The organism is Streptomyces sp. NRRL F-5650 (genome assembly GCF_000721365.1).
Taxonomy (GTDB): Bacteria; Actinomycetota; Actinomycetes; order Streptomycetales; family Streptomycetaceae; genus Streptomyces; species Streptomyces ardesiacus.
Genome location: NZ_JOGV01000001.1, coordinates 471,172 through 493,694, shown reverse-complemented (window position 1 = coordinate 493,694; position 22,523 = coordinate 471,172). Strand labels below are relative to the sequence as shown.

23 protein-coding genes are annotated in these 22,523 nt (G+C 74.1%); 16 read left to right on the top strand and 7 right to left on the bottom strand.

Annotated elements, in window-relative coordinates; translation table 11 throughout:
- Positions 1 to 60: 60 nt before the first annotated feature.
- Positions 61 to 1,446 carry a PLP-dependent aminotransferase family protein gene (locus tag IG88_RS0102280; protein WP_051851724.1) on the bottom strand — a complete coding sequence of 462 codons (1,386 nt, stop codon included), beginning with the start codon at positions 1,444 to 1,446 and terminating at the stop codon, positions 61 to 63.
- Positions 1,447 to 1,562: 116 nt separating this feature from the next.
- On the opposite strand from IG88_RS0102280, the gene IG88_RS0102275 reads away from it, so the two are divergent.
- The 10 genes from IG88_RS0102275 to IG88_RS0102230 all read left to right on the top strand — a co-directional run bounded on the left by IG88_RS0102275 (position 1,563) and on the right by IG88_RS0102230 (position 10,824).
- On the top strand, positions 1,563 to 2,786 hold the full coding sequence (locus IG88_RS0102275) for a Tm-1-like ATP-binding domain-containing protein (protein WP_031034311.1): 1,224 nt from the start codon (positions 1,563 to 1,565) through the stop codon (positions 2,784 to 2,786).
- Positions 2,787 to 2,864: 78 nt separating this feature from the next.
- A complete protein-coding gene (locus IG88_RS0102270) occupies positions 2,865 to 3,695 on the top strand; it encodes a phosphoenolpyruvate hydrolase family protein (protein WP_031034307.1) in 831 nt (276 codons plus the stop codon).
- Between the two features lie 168 nt (positions 3,696 to 3,863).
- On the top strand, positions 3,864 to 4,304 hold the full coding sequence (locus IG88_RS0102265) for a nuclear transport factor 2 family protein (protein ID WP_031034306.1): 441 nt from the start codon (positions 3,864 to 3,866) through the stop codon (positions 4,302 to 4,304).
- Between the two features lie 107 nt (positions 4,305 to 4,411).
- Positions 4,412 to 5,458, top strand: coding sequence for an ABC transporter substrate-binding protein (locus tag IG88_RS0102260; protein ID WP_031034304.1), 1,047 nt, complete (start codon positions 4,412 to 4,414; stop codon positions 5,456 to 5,458).
- A gap of 44 nt (positions 5,459 to 5,502) precedes the next feature.
- Positions 5,503 to 6,513, top strand: coding sequence for a FecCD family ABC transporter permease (locus IG88_RS0102255; RefSeq protein ID WP_031034301.1), 1,011 nt, complete (start codon positions 5,503 to 5,505; stop codon positions 6,511 to 6,513).
- A complete protein-coding gene (locus IG88_RS0102250) occupies positions 6,510 to 7,598 on the top strand; it encodes a FecCD family ABC transporter permease (RefSeq protein WP_031034299.1) in 1,089 nt (362 codons plus the stop codon). The genes IG88_RS0102255 and IG88_RS0102250 overlap by 4 nt, the downstream gene beginning before the upstream one ends.
- Entirely contained in the window at positions 7,595 to 8,425 is an 831-nt protein-coding gene (locus tag IG88_RS0102245; protein WP_031034297.1) for an ABC transporter ATP-binding protein, read from the top strand. The genes IG88_RS0102250 and IG88_RS0102245 overlap by 4 nt, the downstream gene beginning before the upstream one ends.
- Before the next feature lie 351 nt (positions 8,426 to 8,776).
- The gene (gene dhaK, locus IG88_RS0102240) at positions 8,777 to 9,769 is read left to right on the top strand and encodes a dihydroxyacetone kinase subunit DhaK (protein ID WP_031034294.1); all 993 of its coding nucleotides are present in this window, start codon (positions 8,777 to 8,779) and stop codon (positions 9,767 to 9,769) included.
- A 49-nt stretch (positions 9,770 to 9,818) separates the two neighbouring features.
- The gene (dhaL, locus tag IG88_RS0102235) at positions 9,819 to 10,418 is read left to right on the top strand and encodes a dihydroxyacetone kinase subunit DhaL (protein ID WP_031034292.1); all 600 of its coding nucleotides are present in this window, start codon (positions 9,819 to 9,821) and stop codon (positions 10,416 to 10,418) included.
- A gap of 10 nt (positions 10,419 to 10,428) precedes the next feature.
- Positions 10,429 to 10,824, top strand: coding sequence for a PTS-dependent dihydroxyacetone kinase phosphotransferase subunit DhaM (locus IG88_RS0102230; protein ID WP_031034290.1), 396 nt, complete (start codon positions 10,429 to 10,431; stop codon positions 10,822 to 10,824).
- A 380-nt stretch (positions 10,825 to 11,204) separates the two neighbouring features.
- On the opposite strand, the gene IG88_RS0102225 is transcribed toward IG88_RS0102230, so the two are convergent.
- Positions 11,205 to 12,056, bottom strand: coding sequence for a glycoside hydrolase family 75 protein (locus IG88_RS0102225; protein ID WP_037835171.1), 852 nt, complete (start codon positions 12,054 to 12,056; stop codon positions 11,205 to 11,207).
- Positions 12,057 to 12,476: 420 nt separating this feature from the next.
- On the opposite strand from IG88_RS0102225, the gene IG88_RS0102220 reads away from it, so the two are divergent.
- Together IG88_RS0102220 and IG88_RS0102215 are read left to right on the top strand one after the other, a co-directional pair.
- Positions 12,477 to 13,466: a fibronectin type III domain-containing protein gene (locus IG88_RS0102220; protein WP_031034285.1), complete on the top strand. Its 990-nt coding sequence runs from the start codon at positions 12,477 to 12,479 to the stop codon at positions 13,464 to 13,466.
- Between the two features lie 165 nt (positions 13,467 to 13,631).
- Positions 13,632 to 14,195, top strand: coding sequence for a hypothetical protein (locus IG88_RS0102215; protein WP_031034283.1), 564 nt, complete (start codon positions 13,632 to 13,634; stop codon positions 14,193 to 14,195).
- Between the two features lie 109 nt (positions 14,196 to 14,304).
- Here the strand turns inward: IG88_RS0102215 and IG88_RS0102210 are convergent, their stop codons facing one another.
- The 5 genes from IG88_RS0102210 to IG88_RS0102190 form a co-directional block, all read right to left on the bottom strand.
- Positions 14,305 to 14,856 (bottom strand): PadR family transcriptional regulator, encoded by a 552-nt coding sequence (locus IG88_RS0102210; protein WP_031034281.1) that lies wholly within the window; start codon positions 14,854 to 14,856, stop codon positions 14,305 to 14,307.
- Between the two features lie 32 nt (positions 14,857 to 14,888).
- Entirely contained in the window at positions 14,889 to 16,904 is a 2,016-nt protein-coding gene (locus tag IG88_RS0102205; protein ID WP_031034278.1) for an NADPH-dependent 2,4-dienoyl-CoA reductase, read from the bottom strand.
- 110 nt (positions 16,905 to 17,014) lie between these two features.
- A complete protein-coding gene (locus tag IG88_RS0102200; RefSeq protein ID WP_031034276.1) occupies positions 17,015 to 17,386 on the bottom strand; it encodes a hypothetical protein in 372 nt (123 codons plus the stop codon).
- Between the two features lie 167 nt (positions 17,387 to 17,553).
- Complete coding sequence (locus IG88_RS0102195; RefSeq protein WP_031034274.1) at positions 17,554 to 18,435, bottom strand: hypothetical protein; 882 nt, start codon at positions 18,433 to 18,435, stop codon at positions 17,554 to 17,556.
- A 157-nt stretch (positions 18,436 to 18,592) separates the two neighbouring features.
- Complete coding sequence (locus tag IG88_RS0102190) at positions 18,593 to 19,426, bottom strand: putative protein N(5)-glutamine methyltransferase (protein ID WP_031034272.1); 834 nt, start codon at positions 19,424 to 19,426, stop codon at positions 18,593 to 18,595.
- Between the two features lie 281 nt (positions 19,427 to 19,707).
- On the opposite strand from IG88_RS0102190, the gene IG88_RS0102185 reads away from it, so the two are divergent.
- The 4 genes from IG88_RS0102185 (at position 19,708) to IG88_RS0102170 (ending at position 22,425) form a co-directional block, all read left to right on the top strand.
- Entirely contained in the window at positions 19,708 to 20,205 is a 498-nt protein-coding gene (locus IG88_RS0102185; RefSeq protein WP_037835170.1) for a MarR family winged helix-turn-helix transcriptional regulator, read from the top strand.
- A 107-nt stretch (positions 20,206 to 20,312) separates the two neighbouring features.
- Positions 20,313 to 20,918, top strand: a complete 606-nt coding sequence (locus IG88_RS0102180) for a sulfite oxidase-like oxidoreductase (RefSeq protein ID WP_031034268.1) — start codon at positions 20,313 to 20,315, stop codon at positions 20,916 to 20,918.
- Entirely contained in the window at positions 20,911 to 21,687 is a 777-nt protein-coding gene (locus IG88_RS0102175) for a ferredoxin reductase (protein ID WP_031034267.1), read from the top strand. The genes IG88_RS0102180 and IG88_RS0102175 overlap by 8 nt, the downstream gene beginning before the upstream one ends.
- Positions 21,688 to 21,840: 153 nt before the next feature.
- Positions 21,841 to 22,425, top strand: a complete 585-nt coding sequence (locus IG88_RS0102170; protein WP_031034265.1) for a hypothetical protein — start codon at positions 21,841 to 21,843, stop codon at positions 22,423 to 22,425.
- Positions 22,426 to 22,523: the final 98 nt, after the last annotated feature.

The window sequence follows — 22,523 nt, the reverse complement described above, 5'->3', positions numbered from 1 at the left end:
CTTCGGCAGGCGCGCTCGTGCTCGGCGGTGGTGTCGCCCGGCCGTCGACTCGGCGGCCCGTCACTCCGCGCCCGGTGCGCCGAGTTCGGCCAGGGTGCGGGCGACGTCGAGCACGGTGCTGTGCGGGAGCCACACCGGGAGACGGACGTAGCGGTCGTGGCTGTGGTGCGGGGAGAAGGCCGGGCCCGGGGTGAGCCGCAGGCCGCGTTCCAGGGCCCGGCCGGCCAGCCGCACGGCGTTGGCGCCGGTGTCGATCCACAGGCCGGAACCGCCGGCCGGGGGCTGCCACCGCCAGTGCGGCAACGTCGCGCGGAGCACCGCTTCGGTGTCCGCGGCCTGCCGCAGCAGGAACGCGCGCCGGTGCTCCCGCTGCTGAGCGGCACGGGGCAGCAGGAGGAGGGCGGCGAGCTGGTCGGCGACGGGGCTGCCGAGGTCCACCGCCCGGCGCACCTCCACCAGCCGCCCGACGATCTCGCGGGGACCGCGGACCCAGCCGACGCGGATGCCGCCCCAGAACAGCTTGGAGAGGGTGCCGACGGTCAGCAGTGCGGCGGGGTCGGTGTGCCGGTCCAGGCCCGGCAGCGGCTCGGAACGGTGCCAGCCCAGGTCGGCCTGGGACTGGTCGTCCACCACCAGCAGGCCGTGGCGCGCGGCGAGTTCGCCCAGGGCCCGGCGCCGCGGTCCGGGGGTGTGGACGCCGGTCGGGTTGTGCAGCGCGGTCTGGACGTAGAGCAGGTCCGCCCCGGCGCCGGCGCGCGCGAGGAGGTCGAGGTCCGGGCCGGCGGAGGTGAACCGTACGCCCTGGACCCGGCCGCCGGCGCCGGCGAACGCCTCCAGCGCGCCGCGGTAGCTCGGGTCCTCCACCAGGGTGAGGGTGCCGGGCCCGGTGAGCGCCGTGGCGATCAGCCAGACCGCCTGCTGCGAACCGGCGGTGATCACGATCTCGTCCTCGCGGGTCGGCACCCCCCGGCGGGTGAAGTCGTCCGCCAGCGCCTGCCGCAGCTCGGGGAGGCCGGCGGGGTGGTAGCCGGGTCCGCGCAGGTGGTCCCGGAGCAGCCGGCCGACCTCCGGCATGACGTCGGCGACCAGGTCGGATCCGGGAAGCGCGCCGGAGGACAGGTCCACCACGGGCCGCGTGCCGTCGAAGGAGGTCAGCCTCCCCTCCCCCGGCCGTGCGGCACCGCGCGCACCGCGCACGTAGGTGCCCGAGCCGTGGCGCGAGGAAAGGCGGCCGTCGGCGACGAGGTCCGCGTACGCCCGCGCCACGGTGCCCCGGGCGACACCGAGCGCGTCCGCGAGGTCCCGCTGCCCCGGCATGCGCCACCCGGGTGGCAGGTGCGCGCCGTCGACCAGCTCGGCCAGGGCGTCCCGCAGGGCCGTCCGCACGGGCTGCTCCGTGCGCCACGCGCCGAGCAGGCGCGCCACCCGTTCCGCCTCGCCGCGCATGCGCCCGCTCCTCTCCTCACCGGCGTGGACCACTTGCCTCCAAGTGGACCACGCCCGCCGGCACGGCGAGGTCGAGGATGGGTACGTCGGCTCGAAGGAGAGCGGGAGGCAGGAACATGGCGACGGTGGTACTCCTCGGCACCCTGGACACCAAGGGCGCCGAGTACGCGTGGCTCGCGGAGCGGCTGCGCGGGCACGGAGTGGACGTGGTGACGGTGGACGTCGGTCCGCTGTCGGACGCCACGGCGGACGTCACCGCGCAGGAGGTGGCGCGGGCGGCGGGCGCCGACCTGGCGGCGCTGCGGGCCGCGGGCGACCGCGGGAGGGCGATGGAGGCGATGGCGGCGGGCGCCGCCCGGACCGTCACCCGCCTGCACGCGGCCGGACGCCTCGACGGCGTGCTGGCGGTGGGCGGCTCGGGCGGCACGTCGGTGGCGTCCCGGGCGGTGCAGGAGCTGCCGGTGGGCGTGCCGAAGGTGCTGGTGTCCACGATGGCCGCGGGCGATGTCACCCCGTACGTGGGCGCGGTGGACGTGACCCTCATGTACGCGGTGGTGGACGTGGCCGGGATCAACTCGCTGTCCGCGCAGGTCTTCGGCAACGCGGCGGCGGGCGTCTGCGCCATGGCACGGGAGTACGCGGAGCGGCGGGCGGCCCCCGCGGCAGGGCACCGCCCGCTGGTGGGGCTGTCGATGTTCGGCCTGACCACTCCGGCGGTGGACGAGGCCCGGGAGGAGCTGGACCGGCTGGGCTACGAGCCGCTGGTCTTCCACGCCACCGGGGCGGGCGGCCGCACCCTGGAGAAGCTGGCCGGTGACGGCCGCTTCGCGGGCGTGCTCGATCTGACGACGACGGAACTGGCCGACGACCTGGTCGGCGGTGTGCTCAGCGCCGGGCCCCGCCGCCTGGAGGCGGCGGGCGCGCGCGGCGTCCCCCAGGTCGTGTCGACCGGGGCGCTGGACATGGTCAACTTCGGGCCGCGCGAGACCGTTCCGGACCGTTTCGACGACCGCACGTTCGTGGTCCACAACCCGACGGTGACCCTGATGCGCACGACGCCCGCGGAGAACGCCGAGCTGGGACGGCGCATCGGCGCCAAGCTGGCCGCCGCGCGGGGACCGGTCACGGTGTTCCTGCCGCTGCGCGGCGTGAGCGGCGCCGACGCGGACGGCGGCCCGTTCCGGGACGCGGAGGCGGACGCGGCGCTGTTCACCGCGCTGCGCGAGGCGCTGGCCGGGTCGGCCGTGGAGGTCGTGGAGGCCGACGCGCACATCAACGACCCGGGGTTCGGCCGGCGGGCCGCGCGCCGCCTGCACGAGTTGATCACCGCCGGGCGGTGACCCGGGGCCCGGCGCGACCCGGCGCCGGGCCGGCAGCGAACGGCCCACGCACCGTGGGCCCGAGGAAGGAGCGACATCATGGACCGCGCAACGGCCCTGCGGCGGCTGAGGGAGACGGTGGCGTCCGGCCGCCCGGTCATCGGAGGCGGCGCCGGAACCGGCCTCTCCGCCAAGTCCGCGGAAGCGGGCGGCATCGATCTGCTGATCATCTACAACTCCGGGCGCTACCGCATGGCCGGCCGGGGATCGCTGGCGGGTCTGCTGGCGTACGGCGACGCGAACGCGATCGTGATGGAGATGGCCGACGAGGTGCTGCCGGTGGTGCGGGACACCCCCGTGCTCGCGGGGGTCAACGGCACCGATCCGTTCCGGGTGATGGGCCGGTTCCTGGACCGGCTGAAGGAGGCCGGTTTCACGGGCGTGCAGAACTTCCCCACGGTGGGGCTGATCGACGGCGTCTTCCGGCAGAACCTGGAGGAGACCGGCATGGGCTTCGGCCACGAGGTCGAGATGATCGCCGCCGCGCACGAACGGGACCTGCTGACGGCTCCGTACGTCTTCGACCCGGACCAGGCCGCGGCGATGGCGGAGGCCGGCGCCGACGTCCTGGTGCCCCACCTGGGCCTGACCACCAAGGGAACGATCGGGGCCACCACCGCGCTCGGCCTCGACGAGTGCGTCGACCGGATCCAGGCGATGCGCGACGCGGCGGTGAAGGTGAACCCCGGCATCATGGTCCTGTGCCACGGCGGCCCGATCGCCGAGCCCGAGGACGCGCAGTACGTGCTCTCGCGCACGCGCGGCGTGGTCGGTTTCTTCGGGGCCAGCTCGATCGAGCGGCTGCCCACGGAGACGGGCATCCGGCGGCAGACCGAGGCCTTCAAGTCGCTGGCCCTGCCGGCCTCGTAGAGCGGCGGGCCCGGCTCCGGCGCCTCCCCGCGCGGCTGACCCCGGCCGCAGCACGGGCACCCCTCGCGCTCGCCCTACCTCTGCGGTAATGGTCTCAGCGGGGAGACGCTGTCAGGCTCGGTGCGGTCTCCGCGTCACCGGACGCGGACCGGCGAGAGGAGGTCGGCCGTGTCCACAGCCGCGCCCGCGAACACCCGCTCCGTGGTCGAAGAGTTGCTGCGCAGGATCGGCGAGGGCGATCCCGAGCGCATCGCCGAGCTGTACGCCGAGCAGGGCGACTGGAAGCTCGACTGGCCGGAGGCCGAGCACGGACGGGACGCCACCCCGTGGATCCGGCACCGGTCCACCCGGGCCGACGCGGCCGCCCACTATCGCGAGCTCGCCGAACACCACGTGCCCGAAGCGGTGGCGACCGAGGTCGAACGCGTCCTCGTCGACGGCCGCGACGCGGTGGTGCTCGGCGAGATCCGCCAGACGGCCCGGCCCACCGGACGCGCGTATCGCGCGCGGTTCGCCCTGCACCTCACCGTCGAGGACGGTCTGGTCACCCGGCATCACGTCTACGAGGACAGCCTGGCCGTGGCCCAGGCGTTCGAGCCGGAGGAGTGATGCGGCCCCGGGGAGCTTCTCCGCCCCCGCTTGCGTCCCGCGCGGGAGATGCACTTAAGGTAAGGCTCGCCTAAATATTCACAGGTGAACCGGATCTAGGAGTCAGCATGTCTCATCGGCGTCGCGGTGCAGCCGCCGTCGCTCTCGTCGCCGCCGCCGCGCTGTCCCTGGCTGCGTGCGGCGCCGATTCCTCCGGGAGCGACCAGGACCGGGGCACTGCCGCCGGCGCGAAGGACTCGAAGTCGGTCGCCAAGGGCGGGAAGGACTTCGCCGACGCCGCCGAGAAGACCGCCGCCCTCGGTACGGACGCCAAGCCCGGCCAGTGGCCCCGCACGGTCAAGCACGCCATGGGCACCACCGAGATCAAGGCGCGGCCCGAGCGTGTGGTCGTGCTGGACGTCGGCGAGCTCGACAACGTCGTCTCGCTCGGTGTGAAGCCGGTCGGTCTGGCTCCGACCGAGGGCTCACCGGAACTGCCGTCGTACCTCAAGGAGGACGCGGGCAGTCCGAAGAACATCGGCACCATCAACAGCCTCAACCTGGAGGCGATCGCCGCGCTCAAGCCGGACCTGATCCTGGGCAGCCAATTGCGCGCCGCGAACTCCTACGACGAGTTGTCGCAGATCGCGCCCACCGTCTTCTCCATCCGCCCCGGCTTCACCTGGAAGGAGAACTACCGTCTCAACGCCGCCGCACTGGACAGGACGGCGCAGGCCGAGGCGAACCTGGCGGCGTACGAGAAGAAGGCCAAGGAGCTCGGGGACGAGCTGGGGAACGACAAGCCCACCGTGTCCATGGTCCGCTACCTGCCCGACGGTGTGATCCGGCTCTACGCCAACGCCTCGTTCATCGGCACGATCCTCCAGGACGTCGGCATCCCGCGCCCCGAGAACCAGGACATCATGGACCTGGCCGCCGAGGTCAGCGCCGAGAACATCGACCAGGCCGACGCCGACTACGTCTTCACCGGTGTCTACGGCGATGCGAAGGCCACGGACAAGAGCAAGGCGCAGGCCAACCCGCTGTGGAAGAACCTGAAGGCGGTCAAGGACGGGCACGCCTACGACGTGCCGGACGAGACGTGGTACCTGGGGCTCGGCGTCACCGCCGCCAACGAGGTGCTCGACGACCTCCAGAAGCACCTGACGGCCTGAGCGGAGAAGAAGAGCGGAAGAGCAGAAGAGAGCGAGCGCGGCGCATGTCGCCACCCAACCCCACCCGCCGACGGGCGGGCTGGCTGCTGGCCGGCGTGGCGATGCTGCTGACCGCCGTCCTCCTGAGCCTCATGGTCGGCAGTCGTCAGATCGCGCCCGGTGAGGCGCTCCAGGCCCTGTTCCACCACGGCGGCAGCGACGACGCCCAGGTGGTGCGCGCGCTGCGGGTGCCCCGGACCGTGGTCGGCGTCCTCGCCGGCGTCGCGCTCGCGCTCGCGGGAACGGTCATGCAGGGCATCACCCGCAACCCCATCGCGGAACCGGGCATCCTCGGTGTCAGCCAGGGCGCGTCGGTCGGCGTGGTGAGCGCGATCGCGTTCTTCGGCGTGCACACGCTGGGCGGCTACGTCTGGTTCGCGTTCGCCGGAGCCGCGGTGGCCGGGGTCGGTGTCTACGCGGTCGCCAGCGGCGGACGGGGCGGAGCGTCGCCGATCAAACTCGCGCTCGCGGGCGCCGCGATGAACGCCTTCCTCGCCTCGCTCGTCTCCGGGATCGCCACCACCAACGCACGTGCTCTGGACGAGTTCCGTTTCTGGCAGGTCGGTTCGATCAGCGGGCGGGACGGCGAGGTCATCGGCCAGGTGTGGCCGTTCGTCCTGGCCGGGACCGTCCTGGTGGTGGCGCTCGCCCGGGGTCTCGACGCGCTCGCGCTGGGCGACGACGCCGCCAAGAACCTCGGCAACAACGTCGGCCTGCTGCGGCTCCTGGGAGCGCTCGCCGCGACCGTCCTCACGGGCGCCGCGGTGGCGGCGGTGGGCCCGATCGCGTTCACCGGCCTGGCCGTCCCGCACATCGCCCGCGCCCTGGTGGGCACGGCGCACCGCTGGGTCCTGCCGCTGGCGGCGCTGCTGGGTCCGGTGATGGTCCTCGGCTCCGACGTGCTCGGCCGGATCCTCTTCCCGCCCTCGGAGGTGCCGGTGGCCGTCATGACCGCCCTGATCGGTGTGCCGTTCCTGATCGCCCTGGTCCGGCGTCGAACGGTGGTGGCCGCGTGAGCCTCCCGGAATCCGTCGCCACGGCCTCCCGGCCCGCTCTGCGCCCCGCGGGGCATGCCGTACTGCGCGGCGGGCGGGCCAGCTTCCTCGTGCACCGCAGGGCGGTCGTCGTCGCGGTCGCGCTGGCGGTGCTGCTCGCCTGCGCGGTCGTGGCGTACCTGTGCGTCGGTGAATCGTTCGTCGCACCGACGGAGGTCGTACGCGTACTGTTCGGCCTGCCCAGTTCCGACGAACTGGTGGTGGGCACGCTGCGGCTGCCGCGTCTGGTCGTGGGGCTGCTCGCGGGAGCGGCGTTCGGCGTCGCGGGCGCGCTGGTGCAGACCGTTGCCCGCAACCCGCTCGCCAGCCCCGACGTCATCGGCGTCACGCACGGGGCGGGAGCCGCCACGGTCGCCGCGCTGAGTTTCAACGCCGTGGAGTCCGGCACCCTGCCCTACGTCTCCGTCGCCGGTGGCATGGCGGCCGCCCTGCTCGTGTACGTCTTCGCGTGGCGGGGCGGGCTCCACTCCTCCCGCTTCGTGCTCGTCGGCATCGGTGTGTCGGTCGCGCTCGGCTCACTGACCCAGTTGCTTCTGACCAAGGGCGACTACCTGGTGGCCCAGCAGGCCAAGGTCTGGCTGACCGGTTCGCTCAACAGCCGCGGCTACGCGGAGGCGGGCCCCCTCGCGCTCGTGCTCCTGGTCGCCGTCCCGGCGGCCCTGTGGGCGGCGCGGGCCCAGCGCGGTGTGTCCTTCGACGACGACACCGCGACCTCGCTCGGTGTGCCCCTGGGCCGGGTCCGGCTCGGGCTGACCGCACTCGGCGTGGTCCTGGCGTCGGTGGCCACCGGCGCGGTGGGACCGGTCGACTTCGTCGCGCTGCTCGCCCCGCAGATCGCGCGCCGGCTCACCCGCACGGCTCAGATTCCCCTGCTGTCCTCGGCGTTGACCGGTGCCCTGGTCGTCGTGGTCGCGGACCTGTTCGCCCGCCGCCTGTTCTCCCCGATCGAGCTGCCGACCGGTGTACTCACCGCCGTCGTGGGCGCCCCGTACCTGATGTGGCTCATCATCCGTACCCGCAGCCGTTCCGGAGGCACCTCGTCATGAGCCGCCCGTCCGTCAGCCGACTCTCCGCCCGCGACCTGAGCCTGGCCTACGAGGACCGCACCGTCGTCGAGGGCCTGGACCTGGAGATACCCGACAGCAGGATCACCGTCGTCGTCGGGCCCAACGCCTGCGGCAAGTCCACCGTCCTGCGGGCGCTGGGCCGCCTCCTGAAGCCGCGGCGCGGCGCCGTGCTGCTGGACGGCGCCGAGATCGCCGGTCTCCCGGCCAAGCAGATCGCGCGGACCGTCGGTGTCCTGCCGCAGTCCCCGACGCCACCGGACGGCATCACCGTCGCCGACCTCGTCGCCCGCGGCCGGCAGCCGCACCAGAAGTGGTGGCAGCAGTGGTCGGAGGCCGACGAGCACGCCGTGGGCGAGGCCCTCGAACGCACCAACACGGCCTCCCTCGCCGACCGGCCCGTGGACGAACTCTCCGGCGGCCAGCGGCAACGCGTGTGGATCGCCATGGCCCTGGCGCAGGACACCGAGCTTCTGCTGCTCGACGAGCCCACGACCTACCTCGACATCGCCCACCAGGTGGAAGTCCTGGACCTCGTCCGCCGTCTCAACCTCGAACGCGGCCGGACCGTCGTGGCCGTCCTCCACGACCTCAACCAGGCCACCCGCTACGCCGACCACCTCGTCGCCATGAAGGACGGCCGCATCGTCGCGCAGGGCCCACCGGACGAGGTCGTCACCACCGAGATGGTCCAGGAGGTCTTCGGCCTGGCGTCCGTCGTCATCCCCGACCCGGTCACCGGCGGCCGCCTCGTCGTCCCCGGCTACAGTTCCCAGCACGCGCCGGCGCCGGAGACACAGGCACACTGAACGGTCCTTGACCGCAAGGTCCGTGGCCTACCCCTCCCGCGTCCCCGCACCCCGACTTCGTCCGTACGCCCGGTGCCCACCACGCCGTCGGCCACCCTGACCGTGGCCCACGTGCGTGGTCAGGGCCGGCCAGGAGGGCGCGGTCGCCGTGAGTCCTGGACTCTCCGGACGTCGCTTCAGGTGACCTTCCCTGTCGCAGGGCTGATACTGCTCCTGTAGGTCTCGTGCCGGTGCGTGGCCGGCGCGGCGCAGAACCGGACACGCCGCCGCCGAAGTCGGCGTCAACGCCCCGCTCCGACCAGCAAAAGCACAGGTCACAGGCCCATCCGCCGATCTACCCAGGAGATACCCGTGAGGATGCTCATCAACGTCCCCGAGACCGTCGTCGCGGACGCGCTGCGTGGTGTGGCGGCCGCCCATCCCGAGTTGACCGTGGATGTCGAGAACCGGGTGATCGTGCGGCGGGACGCCCCCGTCGCCGGGCAGGTCGCGCTGGTGTCGGGGGGCGGTTCCGGGCACGAGCCGCTGCACGGCGGGTTCGTGGGTCCCGGGATGCTGTCGGCGGCGTGTCCGGGCGAGGTGTTCACCTCGCCCGTGCCGGACCAGATGGTGCGGGCCGCCGCGGCCGTGGACAGCGGGGCCGGCGTGCTGTTCGTCGTCAAGAACTACACCGGCGACGTGCTGAACTTCGACATGGCCGCCGAACTGGCCGAGGACGAGGGCATCCGGGTCGCGAAAGTGCTGGTCAACGATGACGTGGCGGTGACGGACAGCCTCTACACCGCCGGCCGGCGCGGCACGGGGGCGACGCTGTTCGTGGAGAAGATCGCCGGGGCGGCGGCGCGGGAGGGGCGGCCACTGGAGCAGGTGGAGGCGATCGCCCGCCGGGTCAACGACGGCTCGCGCAGCTTCGGCGTGGCGCTCAGCGCCGTCACGACGCCGGCCAAGGGCAGCCCCACCTTCGACCTCCCCTCCGGCGAGCTGGAACTGGGCATCGGCATCCACGGGGAGCCCGGCCGGGAACGACGGCCCATGATGACCTCCGGCGAGATCGCCGAGGCGGCCGTGGACGCGGTGCTGACCGATCTCGTCCCGCGCAACCCCGTCCTGGTCCTGGTCAACGGCATGGGCGCGACGCCGCTGCTGGAGCTGTACGGCTTCAACGCCGAGGTGCAGCGGGTCCTTGGTGAGCGGGGCGTGGCCGTGGCCCGCACCCTCGTCGGCAACTACGTCACCTCCCTCGACATGGCCGGCGCCTCGGTCACCCTGTGCGAGATCGACGAGGAGCTGCTCGGACTGTGGGACGCGCCGGTCAGCACCCCCGGTCTGCGCTGGGGCATGTGACGGCGGGCAGGGAAACCGTCGCGACGTATCTACGAGGCAAGGAGATCCTGTGCTCGACGCCGACTTCTTCCGCCGTTGGATGACGGCGACCACCGCGCTGGTCGACCGTGAGGCGGAGCGGCTCACCGCTCTCGACTCACCCATCGGCGACGCCGACCACGGCAGCAATCTCCAGCGCGGGTTCACGGCCGTGTCGGCCGCGCTGGAGAAGGACGCGCCCGCGACGCCCGGCGCCGTCCTGGCCCTCGCCGGACGGCAGCTCATCTCCACGGTGGGCGGTGCCTCGGGGCCGCTGTACGGGACGCTGCTGCGCCGTACGGGCAAGGCGCTCGGCGACTCCGGCGAGGTGAGTGCGGAGCAGTTGGCCGAGGCGCTGCGCACGGGGGTGGACGCGGTGCGCACCCTCGGCGGTGCCGCGCCGGGCGACAAGACCATGGTGGACGCGCTGGTGCCGGCCGTGGAGGCCCTGGCCGACTCGTTCACGGCGGCCCGTACGGCGGCCGTGGAGGGCGCGGAGGCGACCACGCCGTTGCAGGCCCGCAAGGGCAGGGCGAGCTATCTGGGCGAGCGCAGCATCGGGCACCAGGACCCGGGGGCGACCTCGGCCGCGCTGATCTTCGTGGCACTGGAGGAGACGGCCGGTGAGTGACGAGCGGCAGATGGTGGGGATCGTCCTGGTCTCCCACAGCGCCCAGGTCGCCGCCTCCGTGGCAGAGCTGGCCAAGGCCCTGTCGGGCGGCGGCGGTGCGGTGCCCGTCGCCCCGGCGGGCGGTACCGCCTCCGGCGGGTTCGGCACCAGCTCGGAACTGGTCGCGGCCGCCGCGGCGTCGGTGGACCGGGGCGCGGGGGTCGCCGTCCTCACCGATCTCGGCAGCGCGGTCCTCACCGTCAAGGCGTTGCTCGCCGAGGGCGACGAACTCCCGGACAACACCCGTCTGGTGGACGCGCCGTTCGTGGAGGGCGCGGTGGCGGCGGTCGTCACCGCCTCGACCGGCGCGGACCTCGCCGCCGTGGAGGCCGCGGCAGCGGAGGCGTACTCCTACCGGAAGGTCTGAGCGGGCGGCCGGGACGAGGCCCCAACGGAGCCCGAGCGGACTCGCCCAACGGGGTCCGTGCGGACTGACCCGGCGAAGGACGGCAGACGGACAGCGGGCGGAGCCCCCGAGCGTCCCGCCCCCGCAACAGACCGGACACGGCCGGGCGAGCACAGCGGGCCGGACACGGCCGGGCGGAATCCGCCAAGCGGACACGGCGGGCCGCCAACGGCAGAGCCGCGACAGCCGGACGGACACGGCATACCTCAGGCGGCCGGGCGGACACGGCCGGGCCACGGCCTGCCGCCCGGGAGCCGCCTCCGGAGGGCGCGGCGGGACGGTCCGCGCTGCGGTTCCGCCGGCACCGGGCGCGGCTGATCGCGCCGGGACCCCGCACCCGCTCAATCTCCGGCCGCGAACTTCCGTGCCAGGCGTTCGCCCGCCTTCTCGGCCGCGGCGGTGTCCTCCACGGGCGTCACCTTGCTGTCCTTGAAGACGATGTACGTCACGTCGGATGCCGCGCCGCCGCCCGCCGGGTCCGCCGGGATGCCGAGGGAGCGTGCGGCGGCGTAGGAGGCCTCGCCGATGAGGTCGGTGGGGCCCACGTCGCCGACGACCGCGTACCGCACCCGGTCGCCGTGGACCAGGGCGGCGAGCGACCCGCCGCGGACGTGGTCCTCGCCGGGGTCCCAGGTGTCGCTGGGGCCGGGTACGACGACGTACGGCAGGCGTTCGGCGTCCAGCGGGCGGCCGTCGGAATCCGGGTACGCGGTGGCGGGGCTGAACTCCGGGTCGGTGCGCCCGTTGCACCGGTCGCCGGGCCGGCCGTCGCAGTCGATGTCCAGGTCGGCCTTCCAGTACACGGCCTCCCGCGTTCCGCACACCGGGATGTCCGCCGGTGCGCCGGCGTCGCTGCGGTACCGCCCGCGCGAGACGGGGTCGCAGTGCCGCGCCCTGGCCAGCAGATCGGCGGCGCGGACGGGCCCGTCGCCCTCGGCCCGCTCCCCGCCGGCACCGGTCCCGGAGTCCGGGCGGACCCGCGGCGAGGGTCCGGGCGGCCCCGCCGGGACGTGCGGAAGGGGCCCGGCCCGTACGCCCGACCGGTCCGCGTGCCGCGGCACGTCCCGGTCCGGGAGGCCGGGCAGCAGGACCCGCGCCGGGTCCGGCAGGGGCGCGGGCGGCGCGGCGGGGAACGTCGTGGGGGCGAGCAGGGCGGCGCTGGCCGCGACCAGTGTCAGCGACTGGACACGCACGATGTGGCCTCTCCCTCGGGGACATGGGCAGCACTCGGCCCCATCTGTCCCCGAAACGTCCGCGCGAGCACCTTTCGCAGGGCCAGACGGTGCACACCCGGTGTCCGGCCCGCGCGTCGAGGTGGCGGACGACCGGGGGCGGGCGGGCCGGGTCCGTTGCGGCCCCGGCCCGTCCGGCCGTCTCGCCGGCGCGGGTCAGCGACGACAGCGGTCCACGCGCCAACGACCCGAACTACGCCGGGTGTCCCGGGAGTTCGGCCGTGAGAGGTCCCAGCATACGTAACCCTTCCGAGTGATCCGCACCGACGGCCCTCTTGATGTGATCGCGACACAGGAGTCATATTGGTCCGGACCATTGCGGGCCCCAGTCGTCGCATCACCGTCGCGGCCTTCGGGCCGCCGCCGCAGGGAGGCACAGCCGTGCGTGACGTTCCCGTTCCCGCGCTCGCGCGCCGGTGCGCCCTGCTCGGCGGAGCGCTCCTGCTGCTCGCCTCCTGCGGCTGGGGCGGAGGCGGGGACGGCGAGGGCGACGGCGGCGGGCTGCCCGCGGTGCCCACGGGCGTCACCGCGAAGGCCGGCAGCGCGACGACCGTGCACGTGATGTGGCACGCGGTCGACGACGTCGAGAGCTACGAGGTGTACCGCGGCGGCACCCTGGTCACGAAGGTGCCGGCGACCCGCCGGATGGTGGACGTCACCCGGCTGAGCCCTTCGACGGCCTACGTCTTCACCGTCCGGGCGCGGGACGCCGACGGACGGCTCGGGCCGCGCAGCCGGGAGGTGCGGGCGACCACCCCCGCCGCCGTGGCCGACGACTCCGCCCCGACCCGCCCGGGCGACGTGCGCGGCAGAGCGGCGGGCAGCCGGGCGGTCCAGCTCACCTGGTCGGCCGCGAAGGACGACCGCGAGGTCGTGTCGTACGACGTCTACCAGGGCGACGCCAAGGTGCACAGCGTCGGCGGCGGTCAGACCGCGGCCGTGGTCACGGGGCTGCGACCGGGCACCCGCTACTCGTTCACCGTCCGGGCGCGGGACGCCGCCGACAACGTCTCCCCCGCCGGCGCCGTCGTACGGATCACCACCCCGGGCACCGACGACGGGCGCGCCACGGCGCCCACGGAGCTGCGCGCCGCCTCCCACCGTGCCGACGGGGCCTACTACCTGGACCTCTCCTGGGTCCCGCCGGACAGCGAGTCCCCGGTGACCGAGTACCAGATCCACCTGGACGGCCGGGCCGCCACCTCGCTGGTCTACGGTGCCGACGCGCCGCGCGACCGTGCCGAGTACAGCTTCTACGCCGGACGCGAGGCCGGCGTCACGCACCGGGTCCGGGTCCGGGCGAGGCTGGCCGACGGCACCTGGGGCGGGTTCTCGGCGGAGCGGAAGGTGACGCTGGGCGCGGGCGGCTGACGCACGTCAGGCCCGCCGCCGGACGGTGTGCCCGTCACCTGGGCGGTCGCGCTCCGCATGCGGGGGCGATCGGCGCCCTGTTGGCTGCCAGCGGGGGCACGGGCGTTCCCGATCCCGGCGGCGCAAGGGATGTACCGCCGACCGTGCCGCCGGAGGGCAGTCCACATGCGCAGCTCATCGCCACTTGTCCGTTCCGGTGCGACCGTGGCAGCCGTCTTCGCGCTGCCCGTCCTCCTGGCCGCCCAACCGGCCGTGGCGGGACCGGGGATCTCCGTGAGCACCACCGGGACCACCGTGTCGGTCACGACCACGGCCTGCGCCCAGCTCAACGGCGCCTGGGGCACCGCGTCGCTGCTCACCAGCAGCCAGCGGGACTTCGCGGAGGGGCGGCAGGTGGCGCTGTCCGGCAGCGCTTCGGGCCAGTCCGCGGCCTGGTCGGGCATCACGCCGGGCACGTACACGGTGATCGTCATGTGCTCCAACAACAGCACCGCGGGCACGCAGACGGTCATCGTCTCCTCGGCGCCCTCCCCCTCGCCCTCGCCCTCCCCCAGCCGCTCCGCCGCCCCCTCCCCGTCCGCGTCGCCGGGCGGCGTCATGGGCGGCCTCGGCGGGGCGGTCCGGGACTACGGCACGGCCACCCTGGCGGCGGGCGGCGCGCTGGTGGGGGCCGGGGTCATCGCAGCGGCCTGGTTCCTGCGCCGCCGCTCGAAGCCGTACCGGTTCTGAGCCTGCCTCCGGCCGGGTCGGGTCTCCGGCCGGGTCGGGTCTCCGGCCGGGTCGGGTCTCCAGTCCGAGGACGTCTCCCGGCCGGGGGGCGGCGCAGGGCGGGGGCCGCTCAGGCCGGTTCGTCGTCCGGCAGCTCGGCGAACTCCGCCAGGGCGTGCCCGAGCCACTGGGTCCAGAACGTCTCCAGGTCGATCCCGGCCCGCAGCACCAGGTGGCGCAGCCGGTCCTCGGTGCTGTCCCGGCCGGGCGGGAAGTCCCGCTCCTCGATCTCCTCGTACTCGGCCAACTGCCTTTCGTGCAGCTCCAGATGGCGGCGCAGGTCCGCCTCCACACCGGCGGTGCCGACCACCGCGGCGGCGCGCAGCCGCAGCAGCATCGTGTCCCGCAGGGGCTTGGGGTCGTGCGGGGCGGCGGTCCAGCGGGCCAGTTCGGCGCGGCCCGCCGGCAGGACCTCGTAGGACTTCTTCTGCCCGCGGACCGGCCGGCCGCCGGGCAGTGCGCGGATGAGGCCCTCCGCCTCCAGTTTTCCCAGCTCGCGGTAGATCTGCTGGTGCGTGGCCGACCAGAAGTAGCCGATCGACCTGTCGAACCGGCGGGTCAGCTCCAGCCCCGACGACGGCTTTTCGACCAGGGCGGTGAGGATCGCGTGCGGGAGTGACATGGGGCTCATCCTAGGGACGGCCCACGCCCCTCCTACAGCGCCGCCGCCAGCTCGGTGCCCTGCTTGACGGCGCGCTTGGCGTCCAGTTCGGCGGCCACGTCGGCGCCGCCGACGAGGTGGACACTGCGTCCGGCGGCCAGCAGTTCCTCGTACAGTCCCCGGTTCGGCTCCTGGCCCGTGCACAGCACGACGGTGTCGACCTCCAGCACGGTGGACTCGCCGCCGACGGTGATGTGCAGTCCGGCGTCGTCGATCCGGTCGTAGCGGACGCCCGGGACCATGGTGACGCCGCGGTGCCGCAGCTCGGTGCGGTGGATCCAGCCGGTGGTCCTGCCGAGTCCTGCGCCGACCTTGGTGGTCCTGCGCTGGAGCAGGTGGACGGTGCGCGGCGGTGCGGGGCGCTCGGGCGCGGTGAGGCCGCCGGGGGTGCGGTAGTCGGTGTCGACGCCCCAGAGGCGGAAGTACGTCCCGGGGTCCTCGTACGCCTTGTCGCCGCCGTCGGTGAGGAACTCGGCGACGTCGAAGCCGATGCCGCCCGCGCCGAGGATCGCGACGCGCCGGCCGACGGGCGCTCCGTCGCGCAGGACGTCGAGGTAGCCGACGACGGACGGGTGGTCGACGCCGGGGATGTCCGGGGTGCGCGGGGTGACGCCGGTGGCGACGACGATCTCGTCGTGACCGGTGAGGTCGTCGGCGCCGACAGGCGCGTTCAGGCGTACGTCCACGCCGTGGGCGGCGAGCTGGGTGCGGAAGTAGCGCAGCGTCTCGTCGAACTCCTGCTTGCCGGGGACCTTGCGGGCGACGTTGAGCTGCCCGCCGATCTCGCTCGCGGCGTCGAACAGGGTGACCTCGTGACCGCGTTCGGCGGCGCTCACCGCGCAGGCGAGGCCCGCCGGTCCGGCGCCGACGACGGCGACGCGCTTGCGCAGCCGGGTCGGGGTCAGCACGAGCTCGGTCTCGTGGCAGGCGCGGGGGTTGACCAGGCAGGAGGTGATGCGTCCGCTGAAGGTGTGGTCCAGGCATGCCTGGTTGCAGCCGATGCAGGTGTTGATGGCCTCGGGCCGGCCGGCCGCGGCCTTGGCGACGAAGTCGGGGTCGGCGAGCATCGGCCGGGCCACCGAGACCATGTCGGCGGCACCCTCGGCGAGCAACTGCTCGGCGAGTTCGGGGGTGTTGATGCGGTTGGTGGTGACGAGCGGGACGGAGACCTCGCCCATCAGCCGCTTGGTGACCCAGGTGTAGGCGCCGCGCGGCACGGAGGTGGCGATGGTGGGGATGCGGGCCTCGTGCCAGCCGATGCCGGTGTTGATGAGGGTGGCCCCGGCGGCCTCGACGGCCTTGGCCAGGGTGATCACCTCGTCGAGGCTGGAGCCGCCGGGCACCAGGTCCAGCATGGACAGCCGGTAGACCAGGATGAAGTCCTCGCCGACCGCCTCGCGCACCCGGCGGACGATCTCGACGGGGAAGCGCATGCGGTTCTCGTACGAGCCGCCCCAGCGGTCGGTGCGGTGGTTGGTGCGCGTGGCGACGAACTCGTTGATCAGGTAGCCCTCGGAGCCCATGATCTCGACGCCGTCGTACCCGGCCCCGCGCGCCAGGCGGGCGGTGCGGACGTAGTCGTCGATCGTGCGCTCCACCTCGGCGTCGGTCAGCTCCCGCGGCACGTGCGGGCTGATCGGGGCCTGCAGGGCGCTCGGGGCGACCAGGCCGGCGTGGGAGGCGTAGCGGCCGAAGTGCAGGATCTGCAGGGCGATGCGGCCGCCCTCGCGGTGCACGGCGTCGGTGACGACCCGGTGCTGGTCCGCCTCCGCCTCGGTGGTGAGCCTGGCACCGCCCTCGTACGGGCGGCCCTCGTCGTTGGGGGCGATGCCGCCGGTGACGATCAGGCCCACTCCGCCGCGGGCCCGGGCGGCGTAGAAGGCGGCCATGCGCTCGAAGCCGCGCTCGGCCTCTTCCAGGCCGACGTGCATGGAGCCCATCAGGACCCGGTTGGGCAGGGTGGTGAAGCCCAGGTCGAGCGGGCTCAGCAGGTGGGGGTAACGGCTCATCGGGCCCTCCGTGCGCGGTGTGGTGCCTCATTCTTAGAGGACCGCCGACCCATTGTGCAACAAGTTGCATAACAGGGTGGCGCACACCTCACCGCCCACGGGGGACGGGCTCAGTGGCTCTCGAGCCGTACGTGCAGTTCCCGCTCCTGGTCCCCGGAGGCCGTGCTCAGGTCGTGCACGGTGAACAGGGAGTCCAGGGTGGTGCGGAACTGCTCGATCGCCCAGTACCCGCCCTGCACGTCGGCCTCGACGGACGCCCCGAGCCGGGCGGGGCCGCACTCGCCCCGCCGGGCGTCGGCCACGTCGAAGGTGCCGAGCCACACGGTCGGGCGCACCTCGTCGTACTCCCGGGTCACGTCACCCGCGTGCCGGTCGGAGGAGAAGCAGGCGCACAGGGTGTCGAACACGGTCCGGGCGTCCTCCTTGCTGCAACCGCTCAGCTCCACCGAGACGGACTCCGGATGCAGTCGCTCACCGTCCATCGTGATCGCTCCCTCTCGCTCGTGGTCGTGGGGCGCTGCCCATGGGGCCACTGCCAATGGACTGCCACCCATGGGCCGACACCAATGGACTGCCACCCATGGGCCGACACCAATGGGCTGACACCACCAGAAAAGCACCACCCGCCGTCCGGCGCGAAGGGGCTGCTTCAGCCCCGGGTGAACCGGTACGTCTTGCTGTCGGTCAGCACGCAGAAACCGGGCGACACGACGATCACGCGCAGGGTGCCCGTGCGCCGGTCGTAGTCGACGCCCTCCGCCTCGAAGGCGCCCGAGCAGGCGCTGCGCAGGGGCAACTGCCGCAGTGCGCTCACCCGTCCGGTGACGTCGGCCGTGCCGTTCGGCGGGGCCGACAGGTCGATCCGCAGCAGTGGCTTGGTCATGCCGAAGAGGGTGCCCTCCGGGTCGTCGGAGGAGCACAGCAGTGTGGTGGCGTCCTGGAAGTCGCAGCCCTGGACGTCCCGCACGGCGCGGTCCAGGCGGACGGTGGCCGCCTGGGGAAGGTCCGCCGAGGGCGAGGTGGCGGGGTTGACACCAGGGGTGGGGAAGACCAGCAGGCGGTTCATCGTGCCCCACTCGCCCGCCAGCATCCACTGCCCGTCGGGCGAGATCGCGGACCACGAGTTGTTCCGCGCCTCCCCGGCGCTCAGCGTGTGCACGTACTCCGCCCAACTGCCGTCCGGCGCCTGGACGCGGAACATCTTCGTGTTCCCGTCGTCGCGCTGGTACGGCTCGACGTAGTGGCCGTCGTAGGAGGCGTCCGGGTCACCGACGTGGTTCCAGCCCCGGGCGCTCAGGGCGAGCGGAATGGTGCCGATCCCGGTGTAGCGGTTGGGGCTGCCCGCGGGGACCTCGAGCGAGGCCAGGCCCTGGCTCTCGGTCAGCGGGTCGGCGCGGTCGGAGCCCACCTCGGTCCAGGTGTCCGCGGCGGGGGCGGCCGCGTGCGCCGGACCGGCGAGGCCGACGGAGAGAGCGAGGGCGGCGAGTCCGGTCAGGACGGTGTGACAACGTTGCCGGGCGCGCAGGGGCATGGGGGCTCCTCGGTGGGGGGCACGGTGGGCACGGACACTCCGGCGCACAGTCTGGACCGACCGCGCGGTCATGTACAGGGCAACTCCGGACGCGCGTCGTGCGGCGCCCGCGGTACCGCGGGGAGTTGCCGCGCCGGCCCTGCCGTGAGGGCGGGGATCAGACCCTGACGCCGATCACCACGTGGGCGTACAGGTCCTCGCAGACCGCGAGGCGGGTCCTGAGACCGGCCCGGGTGAAGGCGTCCACGGCGTCGGCGGCCTGGCGTTCGCTCGTCTCGACCAGGAGGCAGCCGCCCGGCGCGAGCCAGCCCGGTGCGCCGGCCGCGACCCTGCGGAGCACGTCGAGGCCGTCGCCGCCGCCGTCGAGGGCGACCAGCGGTTCGTGGTCGCGGGCCTCGGCCGGGAGCAGCGCGACCTCCCCGGTGGGGACGTAGGGCACGTTGGCCGCGAGGATGTCCACCCGGCCGCGCAGCACGTCGGGCAGCGCGTCGAACAGGTCGCCGCCGTACACCCGGCCGCCCACGTCGGCGAGGTTGCCGCGGGCGCAGCGCACGGCGGCGGGGTCGACGTCGGCGGCGTGCACCTCGGGCCGGTCCAGGGCGGTGGCCAGGGCCAGGCCGACGGCGCCCGACCCGCAGCACAGGTCGACGACGACGTCCGCGTCCGGCGCGTGGGCCAGGGCCTCGGAGACCAGGAACTCGGTGCGGCGGCGGGGCACGAAGACGCCGGGGGCGACGGCGACGCGCAGGCCGCGGAAACCGGCCCAGCCCACGACGAGTTCCAGGGGCAGCCCGCTGACGCGGCGCTCGACCAGCGTGGTGAGTTCCGCCGGGGTGCGGGCGGCATCCAGGAGGAGCGCGGCCTCGTCCTCGGCGAAGACGCACCCCGCGGCGCGCAGCGCGGCCACGACGGAGTCACGCGAGTCGAAGGCCCCCGAGAAGAGGGAGGAACCGGGGGACGGTGAGGGCGAAGCGGGAACGGTGGGAGGCATGGAAGCCGAGAGCCTTTCGGGAACCGAAGGGCGCTCTCCCGGTCACTCGTTTCCGGTGACCGCACTGCCGTGAGGTGGGAGCACCCGGGCCGACACAGCGGTAATCGGTCTCACCTCCCAGTCGTCCGGCGGCCGGGGCGGTCCGCGGCCGCCGGTCACACTACCGCAGTGATCAGGCGCCGGTACCTGAGTGATCAGGCGCCGGTACCTGCCGGACGGAGGTGACGGGAGCGCCCCCCGGGCCGAGTTGTATTCTGCAACCAGCAAGGCGAGGAGGACCCGTGACGGCTGCCGGAACACCGGACGAGACGACAGCCGGCCCTCCCGGCCCGGGTGCCGTGGACGCGGCCGTGGAGACCATCCACCGCGAGATGACGGCCTTCGCCCGCCGGGCCAGGGCCTCGGCGGGGCGCATGCACCCGCAGCTCTCGCTGGTCTCGTACACCCTGCTCGGGCACCTGGAGGAGCGGGACGGCCGCCGCGCCACGGACCTGGCCGCGCACTACGCGCTGGACAAGTCCACCGTCAGCCGCCAGGTGTCCGCGCTGCAGCGCGCCGGGCTCGTCGAGCGGCGCGTCGACCCGGACGACCACCGGGTCCAGGTCCTGCACCTGACCGAGGCGGGGCGGCACATCCTGGGCGAGGTCACCGAGAGCCGCCGGGCGGCCTTCCGGGAGCGGCTCGCCGGCTGGCCCGCCGAGGACCTGCTGCGTTTCGCCCTGTACCTGGAGCGGTACAACGCGTGGCCGGGCGGGGCGCCGGGCGAGCAGGGGGACTGAGCCGCGCTGCGGGCACGTACGGTTGACGGGTACGCACTGACGACGGGACCGCACTGATCACGCCGTCCGCGGGCGCCCCGCCCCGACGGCCCGAAAGGCACCACCGCATGAACACCACCCGAGGCTTCACCGGGCGCCCGCGCGCCGCCCGGCCGGGACTGCCGCCCGGGCAGTACGACGCGGGCGACGACTGGCCCGTGCTGTCCGCCGAGGTCACACCGGAGATCGCGCCGGCCGACTGGAGCTTCCGGGTGGGCGGTCTGGTGGCCGAGCCGCGCACCTGGGACCTGGCGGCCGCGCGCCGGCTGCCGGCGTCGAGGTACGCGGGCGACATCCACTGCGTCACCGGCTGGTCCAAGTTCGGGGTGCGGTTCGGGGGCGTGTCCCTGGACGCCTTCCTGGACGCCGCGGGTCCGCTGCCGTCGGCCACGCACGCGGTCGCCCACGCGCACACCGGCTACACCGCGAACCTGCCGCTCGCGGACCTCACCGGCGGCCGGGCCTGGATCGTGTGGGAGTACGACGGGCGGCCGCTCGCCCCCGAGCACGGCGGTCCGGCACGGCTCGTCGTCCCGCACCTGTACTTCTGGAAGAGCGTCAAGTGGATCGCGGGCCTCGAACTCCTCGACCACGACGAGCCGGGGTTCTGGGAGCAGAACGGCTACCACGCGCGGGGCAACCCCTGGGAGGAGCAGCGGTACTCCGGTGACTGAGACAGCCACGCACACGGCGGGGACCTTCACTCCCCCGACGCGGTTCGCCGTGCCCGGACGCATCGAGGTGAGCGGCCCGGCCGCCGGGACGTGGCAGACGGCCACGCTCACGGAGATCCGCCGCGAGACGCCCCGCGCGTCGACCTTCCGGCTGGCCGTGCCCGGCTGGGCGGGCCACCTGCCCGGCCAGCACCTGATGCTGCGGCTCACCGCCGAGGACGGCTACCGGGCCCAGCGCCACTACTCGCTGGCCTCCGCGCCGGACGACTCCGGGCACATCGAGCTGACCCTGGACCGGGTGCCCGACGGGGAGGTGTCCGGCTGGTTCCACACGGTAGCGCGGCCCGGCGACGAGATCGAGGTGCGCGGCCCGCTCAGCGGCTTCTTCGCCTGGCCGGGCGACCGGCCGGCCCTGCTCCTCGGCGCCGGGTCCGGGGTCGTCCCGCTGATGTCGATGGTGCGGCACCACCGGGCGCGGGGCCTCACCGTGCCGCTGCGCCTCCTCGTGTCGGCACGCGGCCCCGGGGAGCTGATCTACGCCCGCGAGTACGGCGCGGAGACGACGCCCGTGTTCACCCGCACCGCACCGGACGGGGTGCCCGTGGGCCGGCTGGCCCCGGGGCACCTGGCGCCGTTGCTGGCCGATCCCCCGGCGGGCGGCTGGGAGGCGTACGTGTGCGGGTCCAACGCCTTCGCGGAGCACGCGTCGCGGCTGCTGGTGGCGGCCGGGCAGCCGGTGGACCGGATCCGGATCGAACGCTTCGGCTGATCCCGCCCGGACCGTGAACGAGTCCGCGGGACTGGGTACCTGTCCAGTGCGGGCATTCGCACACGTGGCGCGACACGAAGGCGCGGCGGCCCTCCCGCACTCCCCCGGCCGTCCGTCCGTTCCTCCGGTCGCGGTGATCGCGGGGAGGTCGACATGCGAACCCGGGTACGCGGCTGGCGCTGGCGGCGCAATCCACTGCGGCGCCGCTCGGACGTCGTCGAGGCGTGGCTCACGGTGGTCGTCGCCCTCCTGCTCTTCGTGGGCGCTCCGCTGCTCGGGGCCGCCACCGCCTGGTGGGGCTACGGGCAGGCCCAGGCGGTCGTCGCGCAGCAGCGGGCGGAGCGGCACCACGTCCGCGCCACCGTGGCCGACCGCACCCCCGGCTCGCTGTCCACGGAACAGCTGGGCGGGCAGCAGTCGTACCGAGCGGCCGTCCACTGGAAGGCACCCGACGGCACGGAGAAGAGCACCACGGCACGGGTGCCGGCCGCCGCCCGGCACGGTGACACGGTGGACGTGTGGCTGGATTCCCACGGCCGGAGCGTGCCGCCGCCGTCGGACGGTGCCGAGATCTGGCAGCACAGCGCCACCGTCGGCTCGTTCACCGCCCTCGGGACCGGGCTCACGGTGCTCCTCGCGCACCGTGCCGTACGCGCGGTGACCCTGCGGCGCCGCCTGGCCGAGTGGGACCGCGACTGGGCACTGACCGAGCCGCAGTGGACCCACCGCCGGGCCTGACGGCTCCCCCTGCCGCCGTGGGTCCCGGCACCGCCCGGACCTGGTCAGTCCTTCGGGCGCTCACGTACGGTGTGATCGCTCGTACGGACCGACACATC